This window comes from Oleiharenicola sp. Vm1 (assembly GCF_047777955.1).
Classification (GTDB): domain Bacteria; phylum Verrucomicrobiota; class Verrucomicrobiia; order Opitutales; family Opitutaceae; genus Didemnitutus.
Window position 1 is genome coordinate 3,096,781 of the sequence record NZ_CP180537.1, and the last position, 20,520, is coordinate 3,117,300.

The 20,520-nt window shown below is 69.0% G+C and carries 16 protein-coding genes and 2 pseudogenes; 4 read left to right on the top strand and 14 right to left on the bottom strand.

Annotated elements, in window-relative coordinates; genetic code table 11:
* Positions 1-12: 12 nt before the first annotated feature.
* Both ACMYLB_RS14985 and pilM read right to left on the bottom strand, forming a co-directional pair.
* Positions 13-873 (bottom strand): hypothetical protein, encoded by an 861-nt coding sequence (locus ACMYLB_RS14985; protein WP_415907778.1) that lies wholly within the window; start codon positions 871-873, stop codon positions 13-15.
* 110 nt (positions 874-983) lie between these two features.
* Positions 984-1,601 (bottom strand): annotated as a pseudogene (gene pilM, locus ACMYLB_RS14990) (pilus assembly protein PilM); the annotation flags it as partial.
* Positions 1,602-1,705: 104 nt separating this feature from the next.
* Between pilM and ACMYLB_RS14995 the strand changes: the two are divergent.
* The 4 genes from ACMYLB_RS14995 to ACMYLB_RS15010 all read left to right on the top strand — a co-directional run bounded on the left by ACMYLB_RS14995 (position 1,706) and on the right by ACMYLB_RS15010 (position 5,936).
* Positions 1,706-2,224, top strand: a complete 519-nt coding sequence (locus ACMYLB_RS14995) for an NUDIX hydrolase (protein WP_415907779.1) — start codon at positions 1,706-1,708, stop codon at positions 2,222-2,224.
* A 148-nt stretch (positions 2,225-2,372) separates the two neighbouring features.
* Positions 2,373-3,470: a pyruvate dehydrogenase (acetyl-transferring) E1 component subunit alpha gene (gene pdhA / locus ACMYLB_RS15000; protein WP_415907780.1), complete on the top strand. Its 1,098-nt coding sequence runs from the start codon at positions 2,373-2,375 to the stop codon at positions 3,468-3,470.
* Positions 3,471-3,526: 56 nt separating this feature from the next.
* Complete coding sequence (locus tag ACMYLB_RS15005) at positions 3,527-4,504, top strand: alpha-ketoacid dehydrogenase subunit beta (protein ID WP_415907781.1); 978 nt, start codon at positions 3,527-3,529, stop codon at positions 4,502-4,504.
* A 58-nt stretch (positions 4,505-4,562) separates the two neighbouring features.
* Complete coding sequence (locus ACMYLB_RS15010) at positions 4,563-5,936, top strand: pyruvate dehydrogenase complex dihydrolipoamide acetyltransferase (RefSeq protein ID WP_415907782.1); 1,374 nt, start codon at positions 4,563-4,565, stop codon at positions 5,934-5,936.
* Between the two features lie 171 nt (positions 5,937-6,107).
* On the opposite strand, the gene ACMYLB_RS15015 is transcribed toward ACMYLB_RS15010, so the two are convergent.
* The 12 genes and pseudogenes from ACMYLB_RS15015 to ACMYLB_RS15070 form a co-directional block, all read right to left on the bottom strand.
* A complete protein-coding gene (locus ACMYLB_RS15015) occupies positions 6,108-7,370 on the bottom strand; it encodes a serine hydrolase domain-containing protein (RefSeq protein WP_415907783.1) in 1,263 nt (420 codons plus the stop codon).
* 126 nt (positions 7,371-7,496) lie between these two features.
* Positions 7,497-7,709, bottom strand: coding sequence for an ATP-binding protein (locus tag ACMYLB_RS15020; protein ID WP_415907784.1), 213 nt, complete (start codon positions 7,707-7,709; stop codon positions 7,497-7,499).
* A gap of 316 nt (positions 7,710-8,025) precedes the next feature.
* Positions 8,026-8,769: pseudogene (locus tag ACMYLB_RS15025) on the bottom strand (GAF domain-containing protein); the annotation flags it as partial.
* Positions 8,770-8,950: 181 nt separating this feature from the next.
* Complete coding sequence (locus ACMYLB_RS15030) at positions 8,951-9,247, bottom strand: EF-hand domain-containing protein (protein ID WP_415907785.1); 297 nt, start codon at positions 9,245-9,247, stop codon at positions 8,951-8,953.
* A 170-nt stretch (positions 9,248-9,417) separates the two neighbouring features.
* Entirely contained in the window at positions 9,418-11,658 is a 2,241-nt protein-coding gene (locus ACMYLB_RS15035; protein WP_415907786.1) for a polysaccharide lyase family 7 protein, read from the bottom strand.
* Positions 11,659-11,967: 309 nt separating this feature from the next.
* On the bottom strand, positions 11,968-14,514 hold the full coding sequence (locus ACMYLB_RS15040) for a TonB-dependent siderophore receptor (protein WP_415907787.1): 2,547 nt from the start codon (positions 14,512-14,514) through the stop codon (positions 11,968-11,970).
* A 53-nt stretch (positions 14,515-14,567) separates the two neighbouring features.
* Positions 14,568-15,866 carry an MFS transporter gene (locus ACMYLB_RS15045; RefSeq protein ID WP_415907788.1) on the bottom strand — a complete coding sequence of 433 codons (1,299 nt, stop codon included), beginning with the start codon at positions 15,864-15,866 and terminating at the stop codon, positions 14,568-14,570.
* Positions 15,867-15,870: 4 nt separating this feature from the next.
* A complete protein-coding gene (locus ACMYLB_RS15050) occupies positions 15,871-16,137 on the bottom strand; it encodes a cupin domain-containing protein (RefSeq protein WP_415907789.1) in 267 nt (88 codons plus the stop codon).
* A gap of 100 nt (positions 16,138-16,237) precedes the next feature.
* A complete protein-coding gene (locus ACMYLB_RS15055) occupies positions 16,238-17,230 on the bottom strand; it encodes a heparinase II/III family protein (protein WP_415907790.1) in 993 nt (330 codons plus the stop codon).
* Entirely contained in the window at positions 17,116-18,429 is a 1,314-nt protein-coding gene (locus ACMYLB_RS15060; RefSeq protein ID WP_415907791.1) for an alginate lyase family protein, read from the bottom strand. Before ACMYLB_RS15060 ends, ACMYLB_RS15055 begins: the two co-directional genes overlap by 115 nt.
* Before the next feature lie 8 nt (positions 18,430-18,437).
* Positions 18,438-19,193 carry an SDR family NAD(P)-dependent oxidoreductase gene (locus ACMYLB_RS15065; RefSeq protein ID WP_415907792.1) on the bottom strand — a complete coding sequence of 252 codons (756 nt, stop codon included), beginning with the start codon at positions 19,191-19,193 and terminating at the stop codon, positions 18,438-18,440.
* Between the two features lie 196 nt (positions 19,194-19,389).
* Entirely contained in the window at positions 19,390-20,457 is a 1,068-nt protein-coding gene (locus tag ACMYLB_RS15070; protein ID WP_415907793.1) for a LacI family DNA-binding transcriptional regulator, read from the bottom strand.
* Positions 20,458-20,520: the final 63 nt, after the last annotated feature.

Below are 20,520 nucleotides of genomic sequence, written 5' to 3' on the forward strand. Positions count from 1 at the left end.
GCGCATCCATGTTCAGAGCGGTTGCGCCGGTCCGGCAACGAGCACCACTTCGAAGCCGAGCAGGCCGGGCTGGTGGCTGTCGAAGCGCTCGTTCTCGACGGCGGCGATGCCGGGCGCGGCGGCAACGCTCGCCAGCAACGCTGTGACCCGGCGGTGGAGGTCGGGCCCGGCCGGCGCGCGCGGATGGGCGCGATCGAGCAGGCGGCCGGAAACGGCGATGCGCAGCGGCGCGTCGGCCGCGGCGGAGCCGGGCATCAGCTGCACGCGCTCGAGCCAGACATCCTCCACCGCCACGAAACGATCCTGCAGACCCGCCAGCAACCGCCGCCAGGCCGCGCGGCGCACCGCGATCCCGTGGAGCGCCCCAATCTGCCGCTGGAGCGCGGCCAGTCGTTCGAGCTGGGCCCGGTTCATCGCCTCGCGCTGGCGCAACGGCACGATCTCGGCCTCGAGCGTCGCGATCTGCCGCCGCAGCGCGGCCTCGCACGCGCGGTAATGACGGAGCGGCGGCACGAACGTCGCGGCGGCGAGCACGGCGGCGGCCGCGAGCCAGGGTTGCCGGCGCCGGGCGCGCTCGGGCGCCAGCCGGCGCGGCGGCAGGAGGTTGATCGGAGCCGACTCGCCCGCGAATTCCGCCCGCGCCGCGCCGACCAAATCCGCCAAGTGCGGCGCGAACGCCGCCGCACCGGCGGCGACCGCGGCGGGCTGGAGGTCGACCGCCGCGAGCGGATCGTGGAGCTCGACCGGCAGATTGAGCCGCGCGGCGAGCCGCTCCGCCAGACCGGCCGTGCGGGAGGCTCCGCCGGTGAGCACGACGCGCGACGGAGCCGCGGCGCCGGCGGTGTGCTGGAAATGCGCGACGCTGCGCGCCACCTCCTGGCTGAGACGCGTGACGAAGGGCTCGAGGGCCGTCGCAAGGGCGGCGGGATCGCGTCCGGAGATTTTTCGGCCTCGGCGGCCGCCCAGTCACAGCCCCGACGCTCCGCGAGCGGTTGCGTGACGTGCTGGCCGCCGAGCCCGAGGACGCGCGCATGCCAGCGACGGCGTTCGAGGAGGAGCAGCGCGGTCGAGCGAGCGCCGAGGTTGGCGACGAGCATCGGCCCGTCGTCGGCGGCGTCAGCGATCGCCGCGCGCAGGGCCAGCACGCCCGGGCGGAGCGCGCGCGGCGCGAAACCCGCCGCCTCGACCGCAGCGCAGAGCGGATCGAGCGCCCCGAGCTTCGCGGCGCAGAGCAGCACGTCGAGTCCGAGGTCGGATTCGCCGGTGACGGCATGGCCCCAGGCGACGTCGGTCAGGGCGTGGGGCAGGCTCTGCTGGGCCTCGAAGTGCACGACCCGCTCGAGCTTCGCGGCGGCGAGGCGGGGCGTCCGGATGAACTTGGCGAGCACGAGGTGGCCGGGCAGCACCACGACGGCCGGACCGCGGAAGGCGATCCGCGCGGCCACGGCCGCGAGCGCCCGCCGGAAGCAATCCGACCCGCTCGCCTCGCCGCCCGCGGGAACCGCGAATGTTTCCACCGCGAGTTCCTCGAGCTGGAGCCGCCCCTTTTTCCGGGCAAAAACGCCGGCCGCCACGTGGCTGGCGCCACCATCGATGACCATCCTCGTTGCGGGAAAAGAAAACACGGGCTGCGCGGATTGCGGCCCATGTGCGGTTGTGTTTGTTGCGCTTTCCCCAAAGGTCACGCCCAATTTCTCATCCGCGTATGTCCGCCGCCTCCTCCTCGCCCGCCCTGCCCTACAAGATCAGCGTGCTCGTCTTCCTCGAGAATCGCGCCGGCGAATTGCTGCTGATGCTCCGCGCCAAGCAGCCCAACCTCGGCGTCTGGTCGCCCATCGGCGGCAAGCTCGAGATGGACACCGGCGAGTCGCCCTTTCAGTGCGCCGTGCGCGAGATCGGCGAGGAGGTCGGACTGACGGTGAGGGAAAGCGACCTGCACCTGTTCGCGATGATCGCCGAGAACGCTTACCAGGGGCACAACCACTGGCTGATGTTCCTGTTTCACTGCAAGCTGCCGCTCGAGGCGCTGCCGCCCGACATCACCGAGGGGAAGTTCGCCTTCTGGACGCGAGAGCAGATCAAGACGCTCGAGATCCCCGAGACCGACGCCAAGGCCCTGTGGCCGATCTACGACCGCTACCGCGACGGCTTCGTCGCGCTGCGGGCCGACTGTTCCGTGTCGCCGATCCAGATCACGATCGAGCAGGTCACCGGCGCGAAGTGACGCCGCCCCGCGTGACACCCGCCCTCCAGGGGCCTGCTGTCGGCGCCGCGTAATAAGCCGCCGCCCCCGAAGTTTCGCTTGTCTTTCCCCGGGGTTCCCCAACTTAGGACCTTGGCGTCCGAAAACTATTTCAAACTCGAATTAATCTGTGAGCAAGAAAGCCACCACATCCAAGAAGCCCGACGAGGGCGCAACCGCCACCAACTCCCGCCAAGCGCCCGTGAATGCGAAGCTCGGCGCCGACGAGTTGATCAAGTTCTACCGCGACATGGTTCGCATCCGTCGCTTCGAGGAGCGCTGCCTGCGCGCCTACCAGCAGGGCAAGATCGGCGGCTTCCTCCACCTCTACATCGGCCAGGAGTCGATCGCCGTCGCCTGCGCGTCGGTCATGGGCAAGGACGACCACATCATCACCGCCTACCGCGACCACGGCCACGCGCTGGCCGTCGGCATGGGCATGAACGAGTGCATGGCCGAGAACTTCGGCAAGGTCACCGGCTGCTCGCAGGGCAAGGGCGGCTCGATGCACTACTTCGACCCGACGCGCAACTTCTGGGGCGGCCACGGCATCGTCGGCGGCCAGATCCCGCTCGGCACCGGCCTGGCGTTCGCGCTGAAATACAAGGGCCGCAAGGGCGCCGCGATGGCGTTCATGGGCGACGGCGCGGTCAACCAGGGCGCAGTGCACGAAGCCTACAACCTCGCCGCCCTCTGGAATCTCCCGGTGATCTTCGTCGTCGAGAACAACGGCTACTCGATGGGCACCAGCCAGGCCCGCTCCTCCGCCGCCCCGTCGCTCGCGCAGCGCGCCGAGGGCTACGGGATGAATTGGGAGATCTCCGAGAACGGCCACGACGTCCTCGAGGTCCGCGACAAGTTCGCCCGCCTGCTCAAGCTCGCTCACGACGAGTCGAAGCCGAGCGTGCTCGAGATCCGCACCTACCGCTACCGCGGCCACTCCGTCGCCGACCCGGACACGACCTACCGCGAGAAGAAGGAAATCGAGGAATACAAGGCGACCCGGGACCCGATCATGACCTACGAGCGCCAGCTCGTCGCCGAAGGCGTCCTCACCGAGGCGCTCATCAAGCAAATCGACGAGGCTGCCCGCGCCGAGGCCGAGACCTCCGCGCAATTCGCCGAGCAGAGCCCCTTCCCCACCGTCGAGGACATCAAGAAGCACGTGTATTGGGAGGCGGACAATCCCGCCGACCGCAAATCCGTCGGCAGCCTCTTCTTCGACTAAGCCGCCACGCGCACGCCGCTCTCAACTCTCATCTCTCAACTCTCAACTTTTCCGCAATGCCCGTCATCACCTACCGCGAAGCCCTCCGCCACGCCATGAGCGAGGAAATCGAGCGCGACGAGAACGTCGTGCTCATGGGCGAGGAAGTCGGCCAGTTCAACGGCGCCTACAAGGTCTCCGAAGGCATGTTGGCCAAATACGGCCCGAAGCGCATCATCGACACGCCGATCTCCGAAGCCGGATTCATCGGCATGGGCGTCGGCGCCGCCATGCTCGGCATGCGCCCGATCATGGAGCTGATGTTCTTCAGCTTCTACTCGGTCGCCTTCGACCAGATCTTCAACAACGCCGCCAACATCCGCTACATGTCCGGCGGCCTCATCAACTGCCCGATCGTGCTCCGCGGCCCCGCCAACGGCGGCACGAACGTCGGCGCCACCCACTCGCACACGCCCGAGGGCATCGCCGCCTACCACCCCGGCATCAAGGTCGTCGTCCCGTCCAACGCCTACGACGCCAAGGGCCTCATGAAGTCCGCCATCCGCGACAACGACCCCGTGCTGTTCATGGAAAACACCATGCTCTACGGCGAGTCGTGCGAGGTGCCGGACGGCGAATACCTCATTCCGCTCGGCAAGGCCGACGTGAAACGCGCCGGCACCGACCTCACGATCGTCGGCCACGGCCGCCCGATCCAGATGGCCCTCAAGGCCGCCGACCTCCTCAAGGAAAAGCACAACATCAACGCCGAGGTCGTCGACCTCCGCTCGATCCGCCCGCTCGACGAGGAGACCGTGCTGAACTCGGTCCGCAAGACCAACCGCGTCCTCATCGTCGAGGAAGCCAAGCCCTTCTGCTCCGTCGGCGCCATGCTCGCCTGCATCATCGCGGAAAAGGCCTTCGACGATCTCGACGCCCCGATCAAGCGCGTCACCTCGATCGACTCGCCCGCGATCTACAGCCCGCCGCTCGAAAAGCTCCAGCTCCCCAACGTCGACCGCATCTTCACCGCCGCGCTCGAGGTCCTGAAGTAAACCGTCTCTCAACTCTCGTCCCTCAACTCTCAACTGCGCGCCGAAGGCGCGCCACCCCATGGCCAACATCATCGATATGCCGAAGCTCTCCGACACGATGTCGGTGGGCACGCTCGTCAAGTGGCTCAAGAAGGAAGGCGACGCCGTGAAGTCCGGCGACATGCTCGCCGAGGTCGAAACCGACAAGGCGACGATGGAGCTCGAGTCGTTCTTCGACGGCACGCTCGTCAAGATCTTCGCTCCCGCCGGCTCGCAGGTCGCCATCGGCGCCCCGCTCTGCGCCATCGGCCAGCCCGGCGAAAAGGTCGACGCCCCTGCTTCGCCGAAGGCTTCGCAGGGCGCAGCCCCCGCAGCGCCGGCTCCGACTGCGCCGGCCACTGTCACACCGTCCGCTCCCGCCACCCCCGCTCCGGCGCAGTCGCCCTCCGTAGCCTCGGCGAAGGAGGGCCCGACCTCGGCCGCCGCTCCCGCTCCGGTCTCTCAACCCTCAACTCTCAACTCTCAACCCGCGGCCGACGGCCGCGTCAAAATCTCGCCGCTCGCGAAGAAGATCGCCGCGCAAAACAACCTCAACGTCGCCGGCCTCGCCGGCACCGGCCCGCACGGCCGCATCGTGAAGGCCGACGTCCTCGCCGCCGTCGCCAATCCCGCCCTGCTTCAGGCCAAGTCCGCCGCGCCGGCCGCCGCCGCGAAGTCCGGCGCCGCCTTCACCGGCGGCACGCCGTCGCGCACCGGCCCGATCCAGGAAGACCGCACCGTCCCCGCCACGAACATGCGCGCGACCATCGCCAAGCGCCTGCTCGAGGCCAAGACGACCATCCCGCACTTCTACCTCGAGATCGAAGTCGACGCCGAGCCGCTGCTCGCGCTCCGCGCCCAGCTGAACGCCGGCCTCGAGGCCGAGGGCGTGAAGCTCTCGGTCAACGACTTCGTCCTCAAGGCCAGCGCCGAGGCGCTCCGCCGCGTCCCCGGCGTCAACGCCTCCTGGACCGGCACCGGCATCCAATACTTCGGCGCCGCGCACGTCTCCTTCGCCGTCGCGATCGAGGACGGCCTCATCACGCCGGTCATCCGCGACGCCCACCAGAAGTCCGTGTTCGCGATCAGCGCCGAGGCCAAGCCGCTCGGCAAACGCGCCAAGGAAAAGAAGCTCAAGCCCGACGAGTTCACCGGCGGCACGTTCTGCGTGTCGAACCTCGGCATGATGGGCATCGAGCGCTTCTCCGCCATCATCAACCCGCCCAACGCCGCCATCCTCGCCGTCGGCACGACCGTCACCAAGCCGGTCGTGAAGAACGGCGCGATCGTCGTCGGGCAGACGATGGTCCTGACGCTCTCGTGCGACCACCGCGTCGTCGACGGCGCCCTCGGCGCGCAGTTCCTCGCCGCGCTCAAGGACCTGCTCGAGAAACCCGCGCTGCTGCTCGTCTGAGCCACACCAAGCGAGTTCCACCCGCTCTCCAGGCGCGCCCCAACCGGCGCGCCTTTTTAGTTTCCATCTCGTAGCGCTTCCGACCGACAGAATCCGTTGCCTGCAACGGTCGTTCGCGCGCGGGCGCTTGCCAGCAAGCGCCTCGGCCGGCGCAACGCGGGGCGTTCTCGATTACTTCAGCGCCTGGTAGATGACCGGCTTGTAGCGGTGGTTGAGGTTTTCGCCGCCGGCGGGGCGGAGCTGCATCATGAGGAGCATGACGAGGCGCTCCTTGGGATCGACGGCGTATTCGGGATAGTAGGCGCTGCCCCAGCCGTAGGCGCCCTGGCCGATGTTCTCGCCGAGGTTGCCGGGGTCTTCGTTGACCCAGAAGCCGAGACCGAAGGCGCGGGTGTTCCACTTGAAGAGGTCGCGCGTGTGGTTGACGTGCATGAGGGCGACCGTGCGCGGGCTGAGCAGGCGCACGCCGTCGAGTTCGCCGCCGTTGAGCAGCATCTGGAGGAAGCGGCCGTAGTCGCTCGCGGTGGAGAGGAGGCCGGCGCCGCCGGAGAAGAGCTTGCGCGGACCGTCGATGAAGTCGGAGCGCTTGGAATCCTCCATGCGCGTGAGCTTGCCGTTGACCAGGCCGTAGACGACGGCGAGGCGGTCGGCCTTTTCCTTCGGCAGGTAGAAACCGGTGTCCTTCATCCCGAGCGGGCGGCAGATGCGCTCCTCGACGAACTGGTCGAGCGGCTGGCCGGAGATCACCTCGACGAGGTAGCCGAGCACGTCGGTGCCATAGCCGTAGTCGAAGCCCTCGCCCGGCTGCGTCGCCAGCGGGAGCTTGGCGAGGCGCTTCACGAAGTCGCCGATCGTCTCGTCGTGATCGAGGAGATACCAGCCGTAGGCCCTGGCCTTCTGGTAATCCTCCTTGGCGAGGAAGTCGCCGTAGGTGAGGCCGGCGGTGTGCGTCATGAGGTCGTGGATGGTGATGCCGCGCTTGGCCGGCACGGTGACGTATTTGACGTCGGCCGGCGAACCGGGCGGCGGCGGCACGGCGACGACGGAGCGGGAGAACTCGGGGATCCACTTGCTGATCGGATCGCTGAGGAGGAAGCGGCCCTCCTCGTAGAGCATGAGTGCGGCGACGGTGGTGACGGCCTTGCTCATCGAGGCGATGCGGAAGATGGCGTCGTTGCGCATGGGGATGCGGTTCTCGACGTCGAGGTAGCCGTAGGACTTGAGCACGGCGTCCTGTCCGTCGCGCTTCACGATGGCGACGGCGCCGGCGAGCTTGCCGGCGTCGATCTCGCGCTGGACCAGGGCGTCGAGCCGCTGGAGCCGCTGCGGGTCGAAGCCGAGGGCCGCGGGGTCGGCGGCGCGCAGGACGGAGGAGAGGAGAACGAACGCCGCGGCGCACGCCGCGAGCCAGCGAGGGGTGAGGAGGCGTATCATACGCCCGCCAGCGAACCCGATCCGGGGGCGCTTGATAAGCGCGAAGTGTGTGCACCGCGCGGCGTGGGCCGCCTCGCGTCGGCGACCGGACGGAGGCCGGCGGGGCGGGCCGGCGGCGGTCCGCGCTCAGCGCGCGGCGTCGAGCGTGAAGAAGAACGTCGCGCCCTGCTCCGGCTGCGCCTGCGCCCAGATGCGGCCGCCGTGCTTCTCGATCACGCGGGCGGCGATCGTCAGGCCGACGCCGGTGCCGGCGTAGTCGGCCGCCTGATGCAACCGGCGAAACGGCGTGAAGAGCTGCGGCGCCTCCGCCATGTCGAAGCCGGCGCCGTTGTCGCGCACGAAGAACGCGGGGTGCCGTCGGGCTGCGGCGCCCGGCCGAACTCGACCCGCGCCGCCTCGGTGCGGGCGGTGAACTTCCAGGCGTTGGCGAGCAGGTTTTCAAGGGCGATGCGCAGCAGCGGCGCATCCCCTCCACGACGGCGGACGGCAGGCAGACAAACTCGACCCGACGGTCGGGCGCGCTGTCCCGCAGGCCGCGCACGATCTCGCTCGCGAGGGCCGCGAGGTCGACCGGCGCGCGCGTGAGCGCGGCGTCGCGGAGGCGGGCGAGGCGCAGCAGGTCGTCGATCAAGGCCGACATCCGCGTCACCTGGGCCGGGATCTGCCGGAGCAGGCCGCGCGCCTTCTCGTCCAGCGCCGCCTCGCTCGTGATCCGCAGCATCTCCGCGTAGCCGCTGATCACGGCCAGGGGCGCCCGCAGGTCGTGCGAGACGGAGGAGGCGAACGAGGACAGTTCCTCGTTGGCCTGCCGGAGCGCCCGGGTGCGGTCGAGCACGCGCTGCTCGAGCTCGGCGTAAATCCGGACGTTCTCCAGCGCCACGGCGGTGGTGTTGGCGAGCGCCTGGAGCAGCTCGACCTCCGCGGGCGTGGCCCGGCGGCGGACCGCCCAGTAGGTGCCGATGGCGCCGATGGGGTCGTGGGCGCGGATCGGCACCATCACGATGCTTTTCACGAAGGTGGCGCGGTAGACGTCGATCGGCACGCGCGGGTCGTCGAAGATGTCCTCCACGACGGCGGCACGGCGGTTGAGCATCGCCCATCCGCTCGCGCAGGCGCCCAGGGGGAAGCGCTGGCCCTTCCAGAGCGGCGCGATGGCATCCTCGTCGACATAGTGACACTGGTCGCCGTCGCGCAGGACGAAGGTGGCGCCGTCGGCGCCGGCGATCTCGCGGGCGGCACGGCGGACGACGGCGCGCACCGCCTCGATCGAGCGCGCGTGGGACAGCTCCTGCACGGCGCGGACCAGGCGGGCGACGGCGGGCGCGAGGGCGGAAGCCTCCTCGCCGCCGGAGGCGGCGACGGGCGGGCGGACGGGTTCGCGATCGGGAGACGTGTTCATGGCGACACGCGCGCGGTCTCAGCCTGGCCCGACTTGCAACCGTGGTGGACGAGAGCGAAGCCATTTTCGCCGCGGAGTAAAGCCGCGTCTCCCCGTGTCCCGGCGAGGGGGCGGCCGGCGAAAAAACAAAAAGGCGCGCTCCGCAGAGCGCGCCGGGCAATCACGGACGGGGGCGACGCGGTCAGCCCTTCTTCTTGTGCGGCATGCCGGCGGCGAATTCCTCGCGGGTGAGCGAGCCGTTGCCGTCCTTGTCGAGCTCCTTGAAGCGGGCCTTGGCGGCGTCGGCATTCATGCGCGCCGCGGCGAATTCGACGAACTCGGCCTCGGTGAGCTTGCCGTCGCCATCCTTGTCGGCCTTGACGAAGGGGCCGCCCTTTTTCTTGGCGTCCTTGGCCGGATGCTCGGCATCCTGGGCGAAGGTGGCGGTGGAGAACACGAGGGCCGCGGCGGCCGCGGCGATGAACAGACGATTTTTCATGAGTGGATTGAGGGGTTGGAGCGAGCAGAGACGCCGGCGGGACGCGGCGGTTACGCGCGAATGCGCGGCGGATGAAAAAGGAAGCCCGCGCTTGCGCGCGGGCTTCGCACCTATCCCCCAAAGGGACGGACCGGGCGGCGGCGGACGGCCACCCGGACCGGAGAGACGGGCTAGGGATGCGTGTGGGTCAGCGAGTAGAACGTCGCCTGCGTGTAGTCGTCGCTCGTGCCGGTGTTGTTCTGGTTGTAGACGCCGGCCTTGAAGTAGAGGTCGAGGCCGTCGTAGCCGGACTCGATGGTGTAGCTCACGGTGGTGGTCGAGCCGCCCTGCGGCGTGACCTTCACGGTCAGGGTGTGGCCGACGACCTTGATCTCGTAGCTCCAGACCTGGCCGAGGAGGATGCCGTTGGACGGGTTCAGGTTGTTCGGGTCGCCGAGGATCGGGACATAGGTGTTGGCGCCGGTCGACGGGTTGTCGTGGCCGAAGTAGATCGCGCCGCGGGTGTCGGTCGGGCGCTTGTGGTAGTAGAGCCGGATGACCTCGCTGGAGGGGCCGTGGATCTGGCCGACGACCACGCGGCCGACCTTGGCGGAATCGCCGGTGGTGGAGACGTGATCGACGCTGAGCGTGGCGTTCATGGTGCCGTCGACGCCGCCGGCAGCGCTCTTGACGGAGCTGGAGGAGGTCGACGTGACCCAGTTGTTGGCGTGGGCCGAGGCGGAGCCGCTCGGGGCGAGCATCTCGCGCAGCTCGGAGCGCGCGTAGGTGGAGCCGCCGGTCGTGTCGCCGAGGTTGGGCGCCTTGAAGGTCATGCCGCCGGTGTCGGGGTCGGTGAAGAACCAGTCGGGATGCTCGTAGCCGGCGACGAGTTCGGCGGCGCTGTGCTCCTCGGCGTTGTTGATCGGCAGCGTGATCTTCCAGTGGGAGAGGTCGAAGTTGTCGCCCGGAGGCGCGTTGGGATCGAGGCCGTTGGTCGTGATGGTGTAGGTGGCGCTCGTGACGTTGCTGTCGGTCATGCCGGATTTGTAGGCGATGGCCTTGAGCGTCGTCGTCTCCGCGACGCTGATCGCGCCGGAATAGACCGTGCCGCTCGATGAGGTCGGGGCGGTGCCGTTGGTCGTGTAACGGATCGTGGCTCCGCTCGTGGCGGAGGAAAGCGTGACGCTTTGCGCGCCCGAGTAGCTGCCGGGCGTCGGGCTGAACGTCGGGGCGGCGACCTGCGGCGGCGGCGACGCGCTGATGGTGTAGGTCGCGCTCGTCACAGGGCTGTCGGTCATGCCCGACTTATAGGCGATGGCCTGCAGCGTCGTGGTGGCGGAGAGATTGACGGCGCCGGAATAAACGGTGCCGGTCGACGACGTGGGCGCGGTGCCGTTCGTCGTGTAGCGAATCGTGGCTCCGCTCGTGGCGCTCGAGATCGTGACGTTTTGTGCGGTCGTGTAGGTGCCGCCACCGGGGCTGAAGACGGGCGCGGCAACGATGTTCGTGCCGACGGGCGGCGGCGTGTTGTTGTCGAGCGTGACGGCGACGAGATCGACGAGGCCGTTCATCTCGCGGCAGCGGAGCTCGAAGGTGTGCGTGCCGGCGGCGACGCTGCTGTAGGACTTGTTGCGCCAGGTGAACTGGTTGGTGGAGTCGAAGGTGAACTGCGACCAGCTGCCGGAGTCGAGGCGAGCCCAGACGGAATCGGAGCTGGTGTTGGCGGCCTTGGCCTTGATCTGCAGGTAGACGGTCGAGCTCGACGCGAGCGAGAAAGTGTAGACGAGGCCGCCGGTGCCCGGGGCGGAGCCGGTGCTGTTGACGAGTTCCTTCAGCGCGGTGCCGCCGGACGCCGCGGCGTCGGTCACGAGTGACCAATACGACGAGTTGTAGCCGACCGACTCGGACTCGACGGTGAACGGCACGGTGCCGGTGGAGCCGCCGCCGCTGGAGCCGACGATGCCCCAGACTTCGCATTCGCTGACGCTGTTCCAGCCGTTGCCGGAGGAGTTGCCGTGGCCGACGATGCGCACGTAGCGCGCGGGGGTGTCGGTGAAGTCGTAGGTTTCGAAATTCGTCGTCGTGCCGCTGCTGTTGCCCGACCACACGGTGGTGAAGGCGAGGCCGTCGCTGGAGACGCGGATCTCGAAGTTCTCGGTGCGGGTGTTGCCCTGATACCAGGCGATCTTCACGTAGCTGACGGTCTGGGAGGGGCCGAGGTCGAACGTGATGAAGGCGCCGTCGCCCTGCCCCGCCCAGCGGGTGGAGAGGCTGCCGTCGACCGCGTTGGCGGGGACGGCGTTGTTGGCGGTGTCGTAGGTGCTCGCGGTGACGGCCGAGGCCGGGAGCGCGAACTTCGTGACGGTCTGGGCGAAAAGCGCCGGGCAGGCGCCGAGGACAAGGAACAGGAGGAGGAGCAATGTGCGTTTCATGATGCGAAACTGCGCCGCGGAGGGCGCACACTTGAACGATGGACGTGGGGTGACCGGACAAGCGCAATGGTTTCGTGGCCAGGAAACCGGCGGGGGATTCTTCGTTGCTGGGGCGGACGGACGCGCGGCGCGTCACGGCGGACGACGCGTGGCGCCGGGGGAGCGCGCGGAGGACATGGTGGGGGCGGCGCCGGCGCGCGTGGGGACGCGCGCTCAGACGGCGCCGGAAACTCGGGAAGGGGTTCGCGCGGGGGAGCGACCGGACGCGGCGCCGCGCTGTGTCGCGGGCGCCGCGTGACGGGGTGAGACTCAGAAGGTCGTGCCGACGCTGAGGACGAACTGGCGCGGTTTGCCGCGGGCCTGGTTCGCCGGGTAGTAGTTCTCGTCGGTGAGGTTCTTGATGTTGAGCGTCACGTCCCAGGGCTGCTTGTCGCGCTTCCAGGAGTAGCCGACGGCGGCGTCGAAGAGGTAATACTCGGGCAGGAAGAGCGCGGGGTTGGCGGTGCGCTGGGCCTTGGGCGACGTGTAACTGCCGCCGCCGGCGATCCACAGGCCCTTGAGCGAGCCGGCGGCGAAGTTGTAGCGCGTCCAGAGGCTGGCGAGGCGCTCGGCCGAGCCCTCGGGCGTGGCGCCGAGGAGGAGGCGGGCGGCGTCGTTGAAGCCCTGGAGGTAGGCGGCGTAGTCGCCGGAGACCTTCGCGTCGGTGGCCAGGCGCGGCGTGGGCAGCGTGATCTTGGTCGTGCGGATGTCCATCGTCGTGTAGGTCGCGTAAATCTGCCAGTTGTCGGTCGGCGAGAGCGTGAACTCGAGCTCGACGCCCTCGCTCTGGTCGACGGTGCCCTGCTTGCTGAAGGTGACCTCGGTGGTGGAGAGCACGCCGCTGGCGTTGAGGCCGACGACGGGCTGGCGGACGGTGACGATGCGGTCGGCGCGCTCGAGGTGGAACCACGTCGCGGTGCCGGAGAGCCGGCCGTTGAAGAAGTCGGTCTTGTAGCCGAACTCGTAGCCCAGGCCGCGGGTCGGCGCCGCGGGGGTGCGGATCGACTGCGGGTTGGTCGAGGTGTTGAGCGGGAGGCTGGGGTTGTAGTTCGGGTTCTCGATGGTGAGCGAGGTGCCGTCGACGAGGAAGGAGCGGCTGTAGTTGGCGAAGAGGAGCGAGTCGTGCGTGAGGTGCCAGCCGGCGCCGAACTGCGGCGTGGTCTTGTTGACGTCGTAGGTGTAGCCCGCGGCGCCGCCGGCGCGGTAGCGGTCGTAGCGCGCGCCGCCGATGAGCACGAGGCGGTCATCGAAGGCCTTCGCGGTCAGCACGCCGTAGTAGGCGTCCTCGCGGCCGCGGGTGAAGCCGCCGGAGGAGACGGACGGCAGGCTGTATTCGTCGAAATCGGGCGAGCGGTCCCAGGTGGACTGGTCGAAGTAGTTCCACGCGGTGAAGGGCAGCGCGCCGTCGGTGGCGCTGTAATTGCCGTAGGAGGAGCTCGAGCTGAGCGTCAGGCCGCCGCCGGTGCGGCTGTATTGGCGGTAGAAACCGAAGAGCGGGCTGAGCTTGATGCCGGCGAACTCGTATTTGCCCGAGAGGTCGACCTGGTAGGTGTTGAAGCCGTCGGCGCTGGTCTGGATGCGCTTGCGGCGGTTGAGCAGGACGCTGGCGGTCTTGGTCGGATCGTTCAGGACCGCGGTGGGATTCGCGAGGTATTCGCGGAGGTAGTCGAAATACGACGTCGTCGCGGTGCGGTAGGCGGCGGTGGGCGTGACGTCCCACTGGGCGAGGCCGGTGAGCTTGTAGGCGACCTGGCGGGCGTTCCAGCTGTAGTTGCCGCGCGCGACCCAGTGGTCGCCGATCTGGAGGTTGAGCTCGGCGTTGAAGTTCTCGTAGTCGGCCTTCTTGTAGTCGTGGTCGCCCTGGTAGTTGAAATCGTCGGCGATCGGCGGGGCGCCGAGGAAGCCGAGGTTGATGGAGCCGGCGTCGAAGAGGCCCTGCTGGTAGCTGCGGTCGGAGACCTTGACGAAGGTCGAGGCGCTCGGCGCGCCGCTGAAGCCCGCGATCTGGACGTTGGGCTGCATGCCGACGGGCGGCGTCTCGCGGCGGCTGAGCTTCTCGTAGTCGAGGACGAGCGAGAGCTTCTTCGTGATCTGCACGGCGAGCGACGGGGCGAAGAGCCACGTGTGCGTGTCGCCCGTGACGGCCCACTGCGGGTCCTGGTTCCACGAACCGACGACGCGCACGCCGATGCGGTCGGTGACCGGCTGGTTCACGTCGGCGACGACGCGGTAGTCGCCCTGGTCGCCGATGGAGGTCTTGAGCGAGTAGAACGCTTTTTTCTTCGGGCGCTTCGTGATGTAGTTCACGGTGCCGCCGGGCACGATCTGGCCGTAGAGCAGCGAGGACGGGCCCTTCATGACCTCGACGCGCGCGACGTTGGCGCTGTCGGTGTTGCGGTTGCCGGCGAAGCCGTTGCGCTGCGGCGGCACGTCGCCGTCGAAGCCGCGGATCGAGAAGCGATTGTTGCCCGCAACGAAGCTCTTGTCGCCGCTGGTCACGCCCGGGGCGTAGCGCAGCACGTCCTGCAGGTCGAGCGCCCCGAGGTCGTTGATGAACTGCTCGGTGAAGGCGCTGACGGTGAACGGCAGGTCCTTGATCGGCGTGTCGATGCGCGTGGCCGAGACGGAGTTCGCGGCGCGGTAGCCGACGTCCTTGTCGGTCGAGACGGTGAACGTCGGCAGCGTCACGACGCTCTCGTCGCGCGCCGGGGCGGCGGATTGGGCGAAGGCGAGCGGGGTGAACAGCGCGAACGCCAGCGACGCGACGTGCCGGCGGCTTGTAGAACGTTTGACGAATGAGGCGGAGTTGGGGGTCATCGGAAAAAGTGCGCGAGGCACTCGTGTTTGGGTCGTGGGGAGAAGATCGGGGTTCAGGCCCGATCGGAAACAGCGGGGGTATCGAGGCGGCGGATGGTGCCGCAGAGAAGGAAGACGGCCGCGATGCCGAGCGGGACGAGCGCGGTGCCCATGAGGAACACCGGCACGTAGCTGATCCGGCTCAGCGCCGGCACGAGCCAGGTGCTGAAGACGAGCACGCCGAGCACGGCGCTCATGCCGCCGACGCCGGCGACGGTGCCGACGGACGAGCCGGCGAAGAAGTCGCTCGGGAGCGTCTGGACGTTGTTGATCATCACCTGGAATCCGCAGAGCACGACGGCGATTGCGAGCACGGCGACGACCGGCGACGCGGCGAAGGCCCCGGCGATGAAGCCCGGCAGCGTCAGCGCGCCGCCGAGGAGGATGACGCGCTTGCGCGCGCGGTCGACGGACCAGCCGCGACCAATGAGGTGGCCGGACAGCCAGCCGCCGCTCAGGCTGCCGACGACGGCGCCGACATACGGCACCCAGGCGAAGAGCCCGATCGACTGCACATTGAAGCCGAAGCGGTCGGCGAGGTAGATCGGCAGCCAGTTGACGAACAGCCACCAGATCGGATCGAGGAAGAACCGGGAGACGATCACGCCCCACGCCTCGCGGTGCGCGAGCAGCGCGCCGAGCGAGGCGGCCGGGGCGCCGCCACTCGCGGCCGGAGCCGCGGGCGCCGCCGCGCGGTCGCCGAGGATGTGGGCGCGCTCCTCGGGCGAAACCCAGGGATGCTGATCCGGCGTCGAGCGCGCGAGAATCCACCACGGCACGAGCCAGATCAGGCCGAGGCCGCCGACGACGACGAAGGTCGCCCGCCAGCCGAAATGGGCGAAGAGCAGCGCGATCAACGGCGCGGAGACGACCGCGCCGAGCGACGCGCCGGCGTTGAAGATGCCCTGGGCGAGCGCGCGCTCGTGGCGCGGGAACCACTCCGCCACGGCCTTCGTCGCGCCCGGCCAGTTGCCCGCCTCGCTGAAGCCGAGAATGCCGCGCGCGAGCGAGAGCGTGGCGAGGCTGCGCGCCAGCGCGTGGCCGGCGCAGGCGAGCGACCACACCGTCACCGAGAGCACGAAGCCGAAGCGCGTGCCCACGCGGTCGAAGATGCGACCCGACACCGCCTGCCCGAGCGCGTAGAGCACCATGAAGGCGGAGACGATGTTGGCGTAGTCGCCCTTGGTGAGGGCCGTGTCCGCGGAGATGCTCGGCCACATCACGGCGAGCGAGGTGCGGTCGACGTAGTTGATGACCGTCGCGGCCGCGATCAGGCTGATGATCCACCAACGGAGATGCGTGCGCGGCGCCATGCGGTCACTTCCTCGGGAGAAACTCCTCGCGCATCGGCGCGAACACGTCGACGAGCACGCCGGCCTCGAGTGCGGTCGCCCCGTGCAGGACGCCGGAGGGGATATAGTAGAAATCCCCGGCGCGCAGCACGCGCTCCTCGCCGCCGATGTGGACGCGGAACGCGCCCGTCTTCACGAAGGTGATCTGCACGTGCGGGTGCCGGTGCAGCGCGCCGACGGCGCCGGCGGCGAACTCGACGTAGGCGGCCATGATCTGGTCGCCGTAGGCCATGACCTTGCGCCGCACTCCCCGCCCTGGTCCTCCCAGGCGATGGAGTCGAACGCGATGAAGAGCTGTTCCTTTTGAACGAACATGAGAGTGCGTCGGTCGGTCATTCGCGCCGCAGCGCGGCGTCGCCGGTCCAGGTGTAGGTCTTGCCGTCGGCCTCGATGCGGTGCGCGGCCTGCGGGTCCGCGGCGCGGTTGGTGATCATCAGCGTCCAAGCGAGGCCGTTCGCGCCGGCGATGGCGACGACTGTGCCCTCGTCCGTCGCCGCGACGACGCGCACCGACTTGATGGTGGGGAAGCCGCCGGTCGTGAACTCCTTCGTGCCGTCCCACACGCCGTGGGGTTCGAGCACGCTGGCGAAGACGTGGTTGGCGGCGCGCGTGCGCAGCATGAACGCGGCTTCGTTGCGGAGGTTGAAATCCGGGTCGTTGGCGCCGATGCGCGTCAGCACCAGGCGGGTCTTCGCGTCGGCGGCGGACGTGACGGTGTAGTAGCGGCTGCCGTTGAGCCACGTGAACTGCACCGGGCCGGCCGCGACGCCCTCGCCCTCGAACCACAGGTGCTGGTAGCCGTGCGCCTTGCCCAGCGGCTTGCGCTCGGTCGTCGCGACCTTGACCGGGACGTTCGTCTGGAGGAAGTGGCCCTGGTAGTAGAACGGCAGGTCGTAATCGTGCTCGGTGGCGGAGGTCGCCCGCAGGACGTCGATCAGCACGGGGTAAGGCAGCCTGGCGTCGCGCACGAGCGCGAGCGTGCGCTGCATGGCCACGCCCGGGACCGCGGTCGTGTCGCGCGCGCTGACCACCTGGAACTGTGCATCCGTCGCGGCGAAGAAATGCGCGTCGGAATGCTGGTGCTCGGCCGCGTCGTAGTCGCCGCCGTATTGCGTGGTCGCGTCGACGACGAGCGCGTTGTGGGCGACGGTCTGCTTCGCGTAGGTCTTGTTCTCCTTCAGGTAGCGGCCACCCCACTTCTGCTCGACGTTCACCCAGCGGGCGGAGCCGTAGTCGGAGAGGATTTCGCGGCCCTGGTCGTAGAAGATGACGCTGAGCTTGTCGTAATGGCCGTGCTCCATGCCGAAGGCGGAGTATTTGAGCACGGCGAGCGCCTGGCTGCCGCCCGAGGGGCGCGCAGGAGCGCCACGCCGCCGTCCCGGCCGGTCGGTCCGTCGCCGTAGGCCACGCTGCGGTAGTCGAACGCCGGCGGACGCGGGTTGGCGACCAGCGCCTGCGCAACGGAGAGGCCGGCGGCGTTGAGCGCGACGACGCCCTGCCGTTTCGCGATGTCGAGGAGCCGCGGGTCGCGGCCATAGCGGACGTAGGCCCAGTCGACGGCGAGCGCGACTTCGGGCGACTGGAAGGTCTTTTCCTTCATCGCGTCGTTGAACGGGATGAACTCGCCGTTGACGTAGGTCAGCTGGAGGAGCGAGTCGACGGCCTGGCGCAGCACGCTGCCGCGGCGCGCGAAGACCTTCAGCTCGGGCTGGTTGTTCTCGATCACCTGCGCGAAGACGTAGAACGGCATGATCACGTAGCGCGCGTAGTAGGGGCCTTCGCAATAATAGCCGTCGGGAGCGTAGAGCTCGTCGAGCTGCTTGAGCCAGCCGCCGGTCCGGCCGTCCATTTTCGAGCCGTAGAGGGCCTTCTTCACCAGCTCGTCGTCGCCCATCACGTAGCCGGCCATGCCGACCGCGGTGGCGGCCCAGGTGCCGTGATTGTGGATGCGGTCGAACTCGGCCGCGCGTTCGTCGGCGAGGAAATGCGCCATCGGCTCGAAGACGTGCGTCTCGATGTTCTTCCGCTCCTCGGGCGTCAGCGTGTCGTAGATGCAGTCGTAGGCCTGCGTGGCGTGCACCAGCCAGACGCATTCGTTGAGGCTCTGGTGGAAGAGGCGGCCGGGCGACGAGCTGGCGGCGGCGGGATGGTTGCCGAGCGTCGGGTAGAGCACGGCGTATTTCTCCAGCATCGCCTTCACGAAGGCCGCGTAGCGCGCCTCTCCTGTGATCTGATACAGGAAGCCCGCGAGTTGCATCTCGGCGTAGTTGGCCTTGTGCCGCTCGTGGGTGAAACCGGCGGCGTCCTTCGGCTGCGGCACCACGATGGGCGCGGCCAGCGCCCGCGCGACCTTGTCGGTCGCCTCGGCGAGCGCCGCGTCGAAGAGCGGAGCCTTGCCGCGCGCGGCGCGGATCTCCTGCACCTCGGCCGGCGTGAGCAGGAGGCGCGGATGCACGCCGTTCGCGCCGCACACGGACGCCGCGAGCGCGAGCGAGAGAGCCAGGAAGGAGAGGAGACGTTTCATGGCGGACCTCAGGCGAAGAAGATGCCGCCGTTGATCTCGAGCGACTCGCCGTTGATGAACGACGCGCGCTCCGACGCGAGGTAGGTGATCGCGTCCGCGACCTCCTCCGCCCGGCCCTCGCGGCCGAGCGGCGTCATGCCGGCGACGCGCTGGCGGACCTCGGGCTTGGTGAAGGTGTCGTGGAACTGCGTCGCGATCATGCCCGGCGACACGCAGTTGACGCGGATGCGCCGCGGCGCGAGCTCCTTGGCCATCGCGCGCGTGAAATTCGAGACGCCCGCCTTCGCCGTCGCGTAGGCGCTCGCGCCCGGGCCGCCGCCGTCGCGCGCGGCCTGCGAGGAGACGTTCACGATCGCCGCGCCATCGGGCAGGAGCGGCAGCGCGGCCTTGGTGACCAGAAAGACGCTCTTCAGGTTGAGCGCGATGACCTGGTCCCAGAACGCCTCGTCCATGTCCGCGATCGCCTTGCGCGCCACCAGGCCCCCGGCGAGGTTCACCAGCACGTCGATGCGCCCGTTGCCGGCGTGACCGGCGGTCTCGACGACCCGCGCGACGTCCGCCGCCACGGTGATATCTCCCTGCGCGAGCACGCCGTGGCCGCCGACGGCGCCGATCTGGCGGAGGGTCTCTTCCGCGGATTCGCGGTTGCCCCGGTAGTTGACGACGACCGTCGCGCCGAGCTGCGCCAGACGCACCGAAGTGGCCCGGCCGATGTCACGTGCGCCGCCGGTCACGAGCGCGGTTTTGCCTTTGAATTCCAGCATGAGAGGAAGGGGTGAAAGGGGTGGCAGCGGGCCGAGGCTCCGCCGAGATGCGGGCGAAGTTGAGAAATTCCGAGAGGTCAGTCAAACGTTTTAGTGTAACGATTGACTTTTCTTCGTCCGAGCCCGCCGAAACCATCTCTTTCAATTACCCGCCTGCTACTTAGGCGCCGTTTCAAGAGAAAATAGCGCCGTGCGATCACTCCCCGCGTGCCGGTCCGGTGGATTCGCGCACGATCAGTTGCGGCGTGAGGGTCAGGTGCTGTCGCGCCCCACCCTTCTCGCGCTCCATGCGCGCGATGAGCAGATCCACCGCCGACTGCATGAGGGACTCGAGCGGCTGCCGCACGGTGGTGATAGGCGGATTCATGATCCGACAAAGATGGATATCGTCGAAGCCCACGACGGAGATGTCGTGCGGGATCGAGAGGCCGAGTTCGCGGCAGCCGGCGTAGACGCCGACGGCGGTCATGTCGTTCACGGCAAAGAAGGCCGTGGGCGGCTCCGGCCGCCGCAACAGCGACACCGCCGCGGCGCGGCCGATTTCCGTGACGATCTCCTCCTCGTCGCTGGCGGTGGCGTTCTCCGTCCACTCGAGGCGCGTCTCGGGCGTGATGCCGGCCGCGCGGAGCGTCGCGCGGTAGCCCTCGAGGCGGTCGCGGCGGTTGGCGGAGGAAATGGGGCCGGAGACGAAGGCGATGCGGCGGTGCCCGAGCGCGAGCAGGTGCTCGAGGGCGAGCTTCGCCCCGAGGCCGTTGTCGACGCGCACGCTGTCGAGCTCGAGGCCGGCGTCGTTGAGCGTCAGCCGGTCGAAGGCCACGATCTGCAGGCCGCGCTTCGCCACGCCGGCGATGTGCCGCAGGGAGAGCGGCGACGAGCCGAGGATCACGCCCCGGATGCCGCGCGCGAGCATCGACTCGACGTAGCGCTGCTCCCGTTCCGGCGCGCCCTCGGCGTTGCAGAGCAGCACCTGGTAATTCTTCGCCATCGCCGCGTGCTCGACGCAGCGCGCGAACTCGCCCCAGAAGGGATTGGCCACCGTCGGCACGACGAGCCCGATGGTCGGCACGTAACCGGTCTTCAGCGCGCGGGCCATCTCGTTGGTCGAGTAGCCCAGGTCCGCCACCGCCTTCAGCACGCGCTCCGAGGTGTCGGGGCGCATGCGGTCGAGCTTGCCGTTGAGCACGAGGGAGACCGTCGACGTCGAGACGCCCGCGGCCTTCGCGACATCGTGAATGGTGACTCGTCCCACCGGTTGGTTCGGCATCTCTCGGCGGTGATACAGGAAGCCCCGCAAACGGCAAGCGGGGTGTGCGGCCGCCCCCGCGCC

Coding starts and splice junctions, on each gene's coding strand:
- ACMYLB_RS14995 (WP_415907779.1), top strand. CDS start 1,706: ATGTCCGCCGCCTCCTCCTCGCCCGCCCTGCCCTACAAGATCAGCGTG.
- ACMYLB_RS15005 (WP_415907781.1), top strand. CDS start 3,527: ATGCCCGTCATCACCTACCGCGAAGCCCTCCGCCACGCCATGAGCGAG.
- ACMYLB_RS15010 (WP_415907782.1), top strand. CDS start 4,563: ATGGCCAACATCATCGATATGCCGAAGCTCTCCGACACGATGTCGGTG.
- ACMYLB_RS15015 (WP_415907783.1), bottom strand. CDS start 7,370: ATGATACGCCTCCTCACCCCTCGCTGGCTCGCGGCGTGCGCCGCGGCG.
- ACMYLB_RS15030 (WP_415907785.1), bottom strand. CDS start 9,247: ATGAAAAATCGTCTGTTCATCGCCGCGGCCGCCGCGGCCCTCGTGTTC.
- ACMYLB_RS15035 (WP_415907786.1), bottom strand. CDS start 11,658: ATGAAACGCACATTGCTCCTCCTCCTGTTCCTTGTCCTCGGCGCCTGC.
- ACMYLB_RS15040 (WP_415907787.1), bottom strand. CDS start 14,514: ATGACCCCCAACTCCGCCTCATTCGTCAAACGTTCTACAAGCCGCCGG.
- ACMYLB_RS15045 (WP_415907788.1), bottom strand. CDS start 15,866: ATGGCGCCGCGCACGCATCTCCGTTGGTGGATCATCAGCCTGATCGCG.
- ACMYLB_RS15050 (WP_415907789.1), bottom strand. CDS start 16,137: ATGGCCTACGGCGACCAGATCATGGCCGCCTACGTCGAGTTCGCCGCC.
- ACMYLB_RS15060 (WP_415907791.1), bottom strand. CDS start 18,429: ATGAAACGTCTCCTCTCCTTCCTGGCTCTCTCGCTCGCGCTCGCGGCG.
- ACMYLB_RS15065 (WP_415907792.1), bottom strand. CDS start 19,193: ATGCTGGAATTCAAAGGCAAAACCGCGCTCGTGACCGGCGGCGCACGT.
- ACMYLB_RS15070 (WP_415907793.1), bottom strand. CDS start 20,457: ATGCCGAACCAACCGGTGGGACGAGTCACCATTCACGATGTCGCGAAG.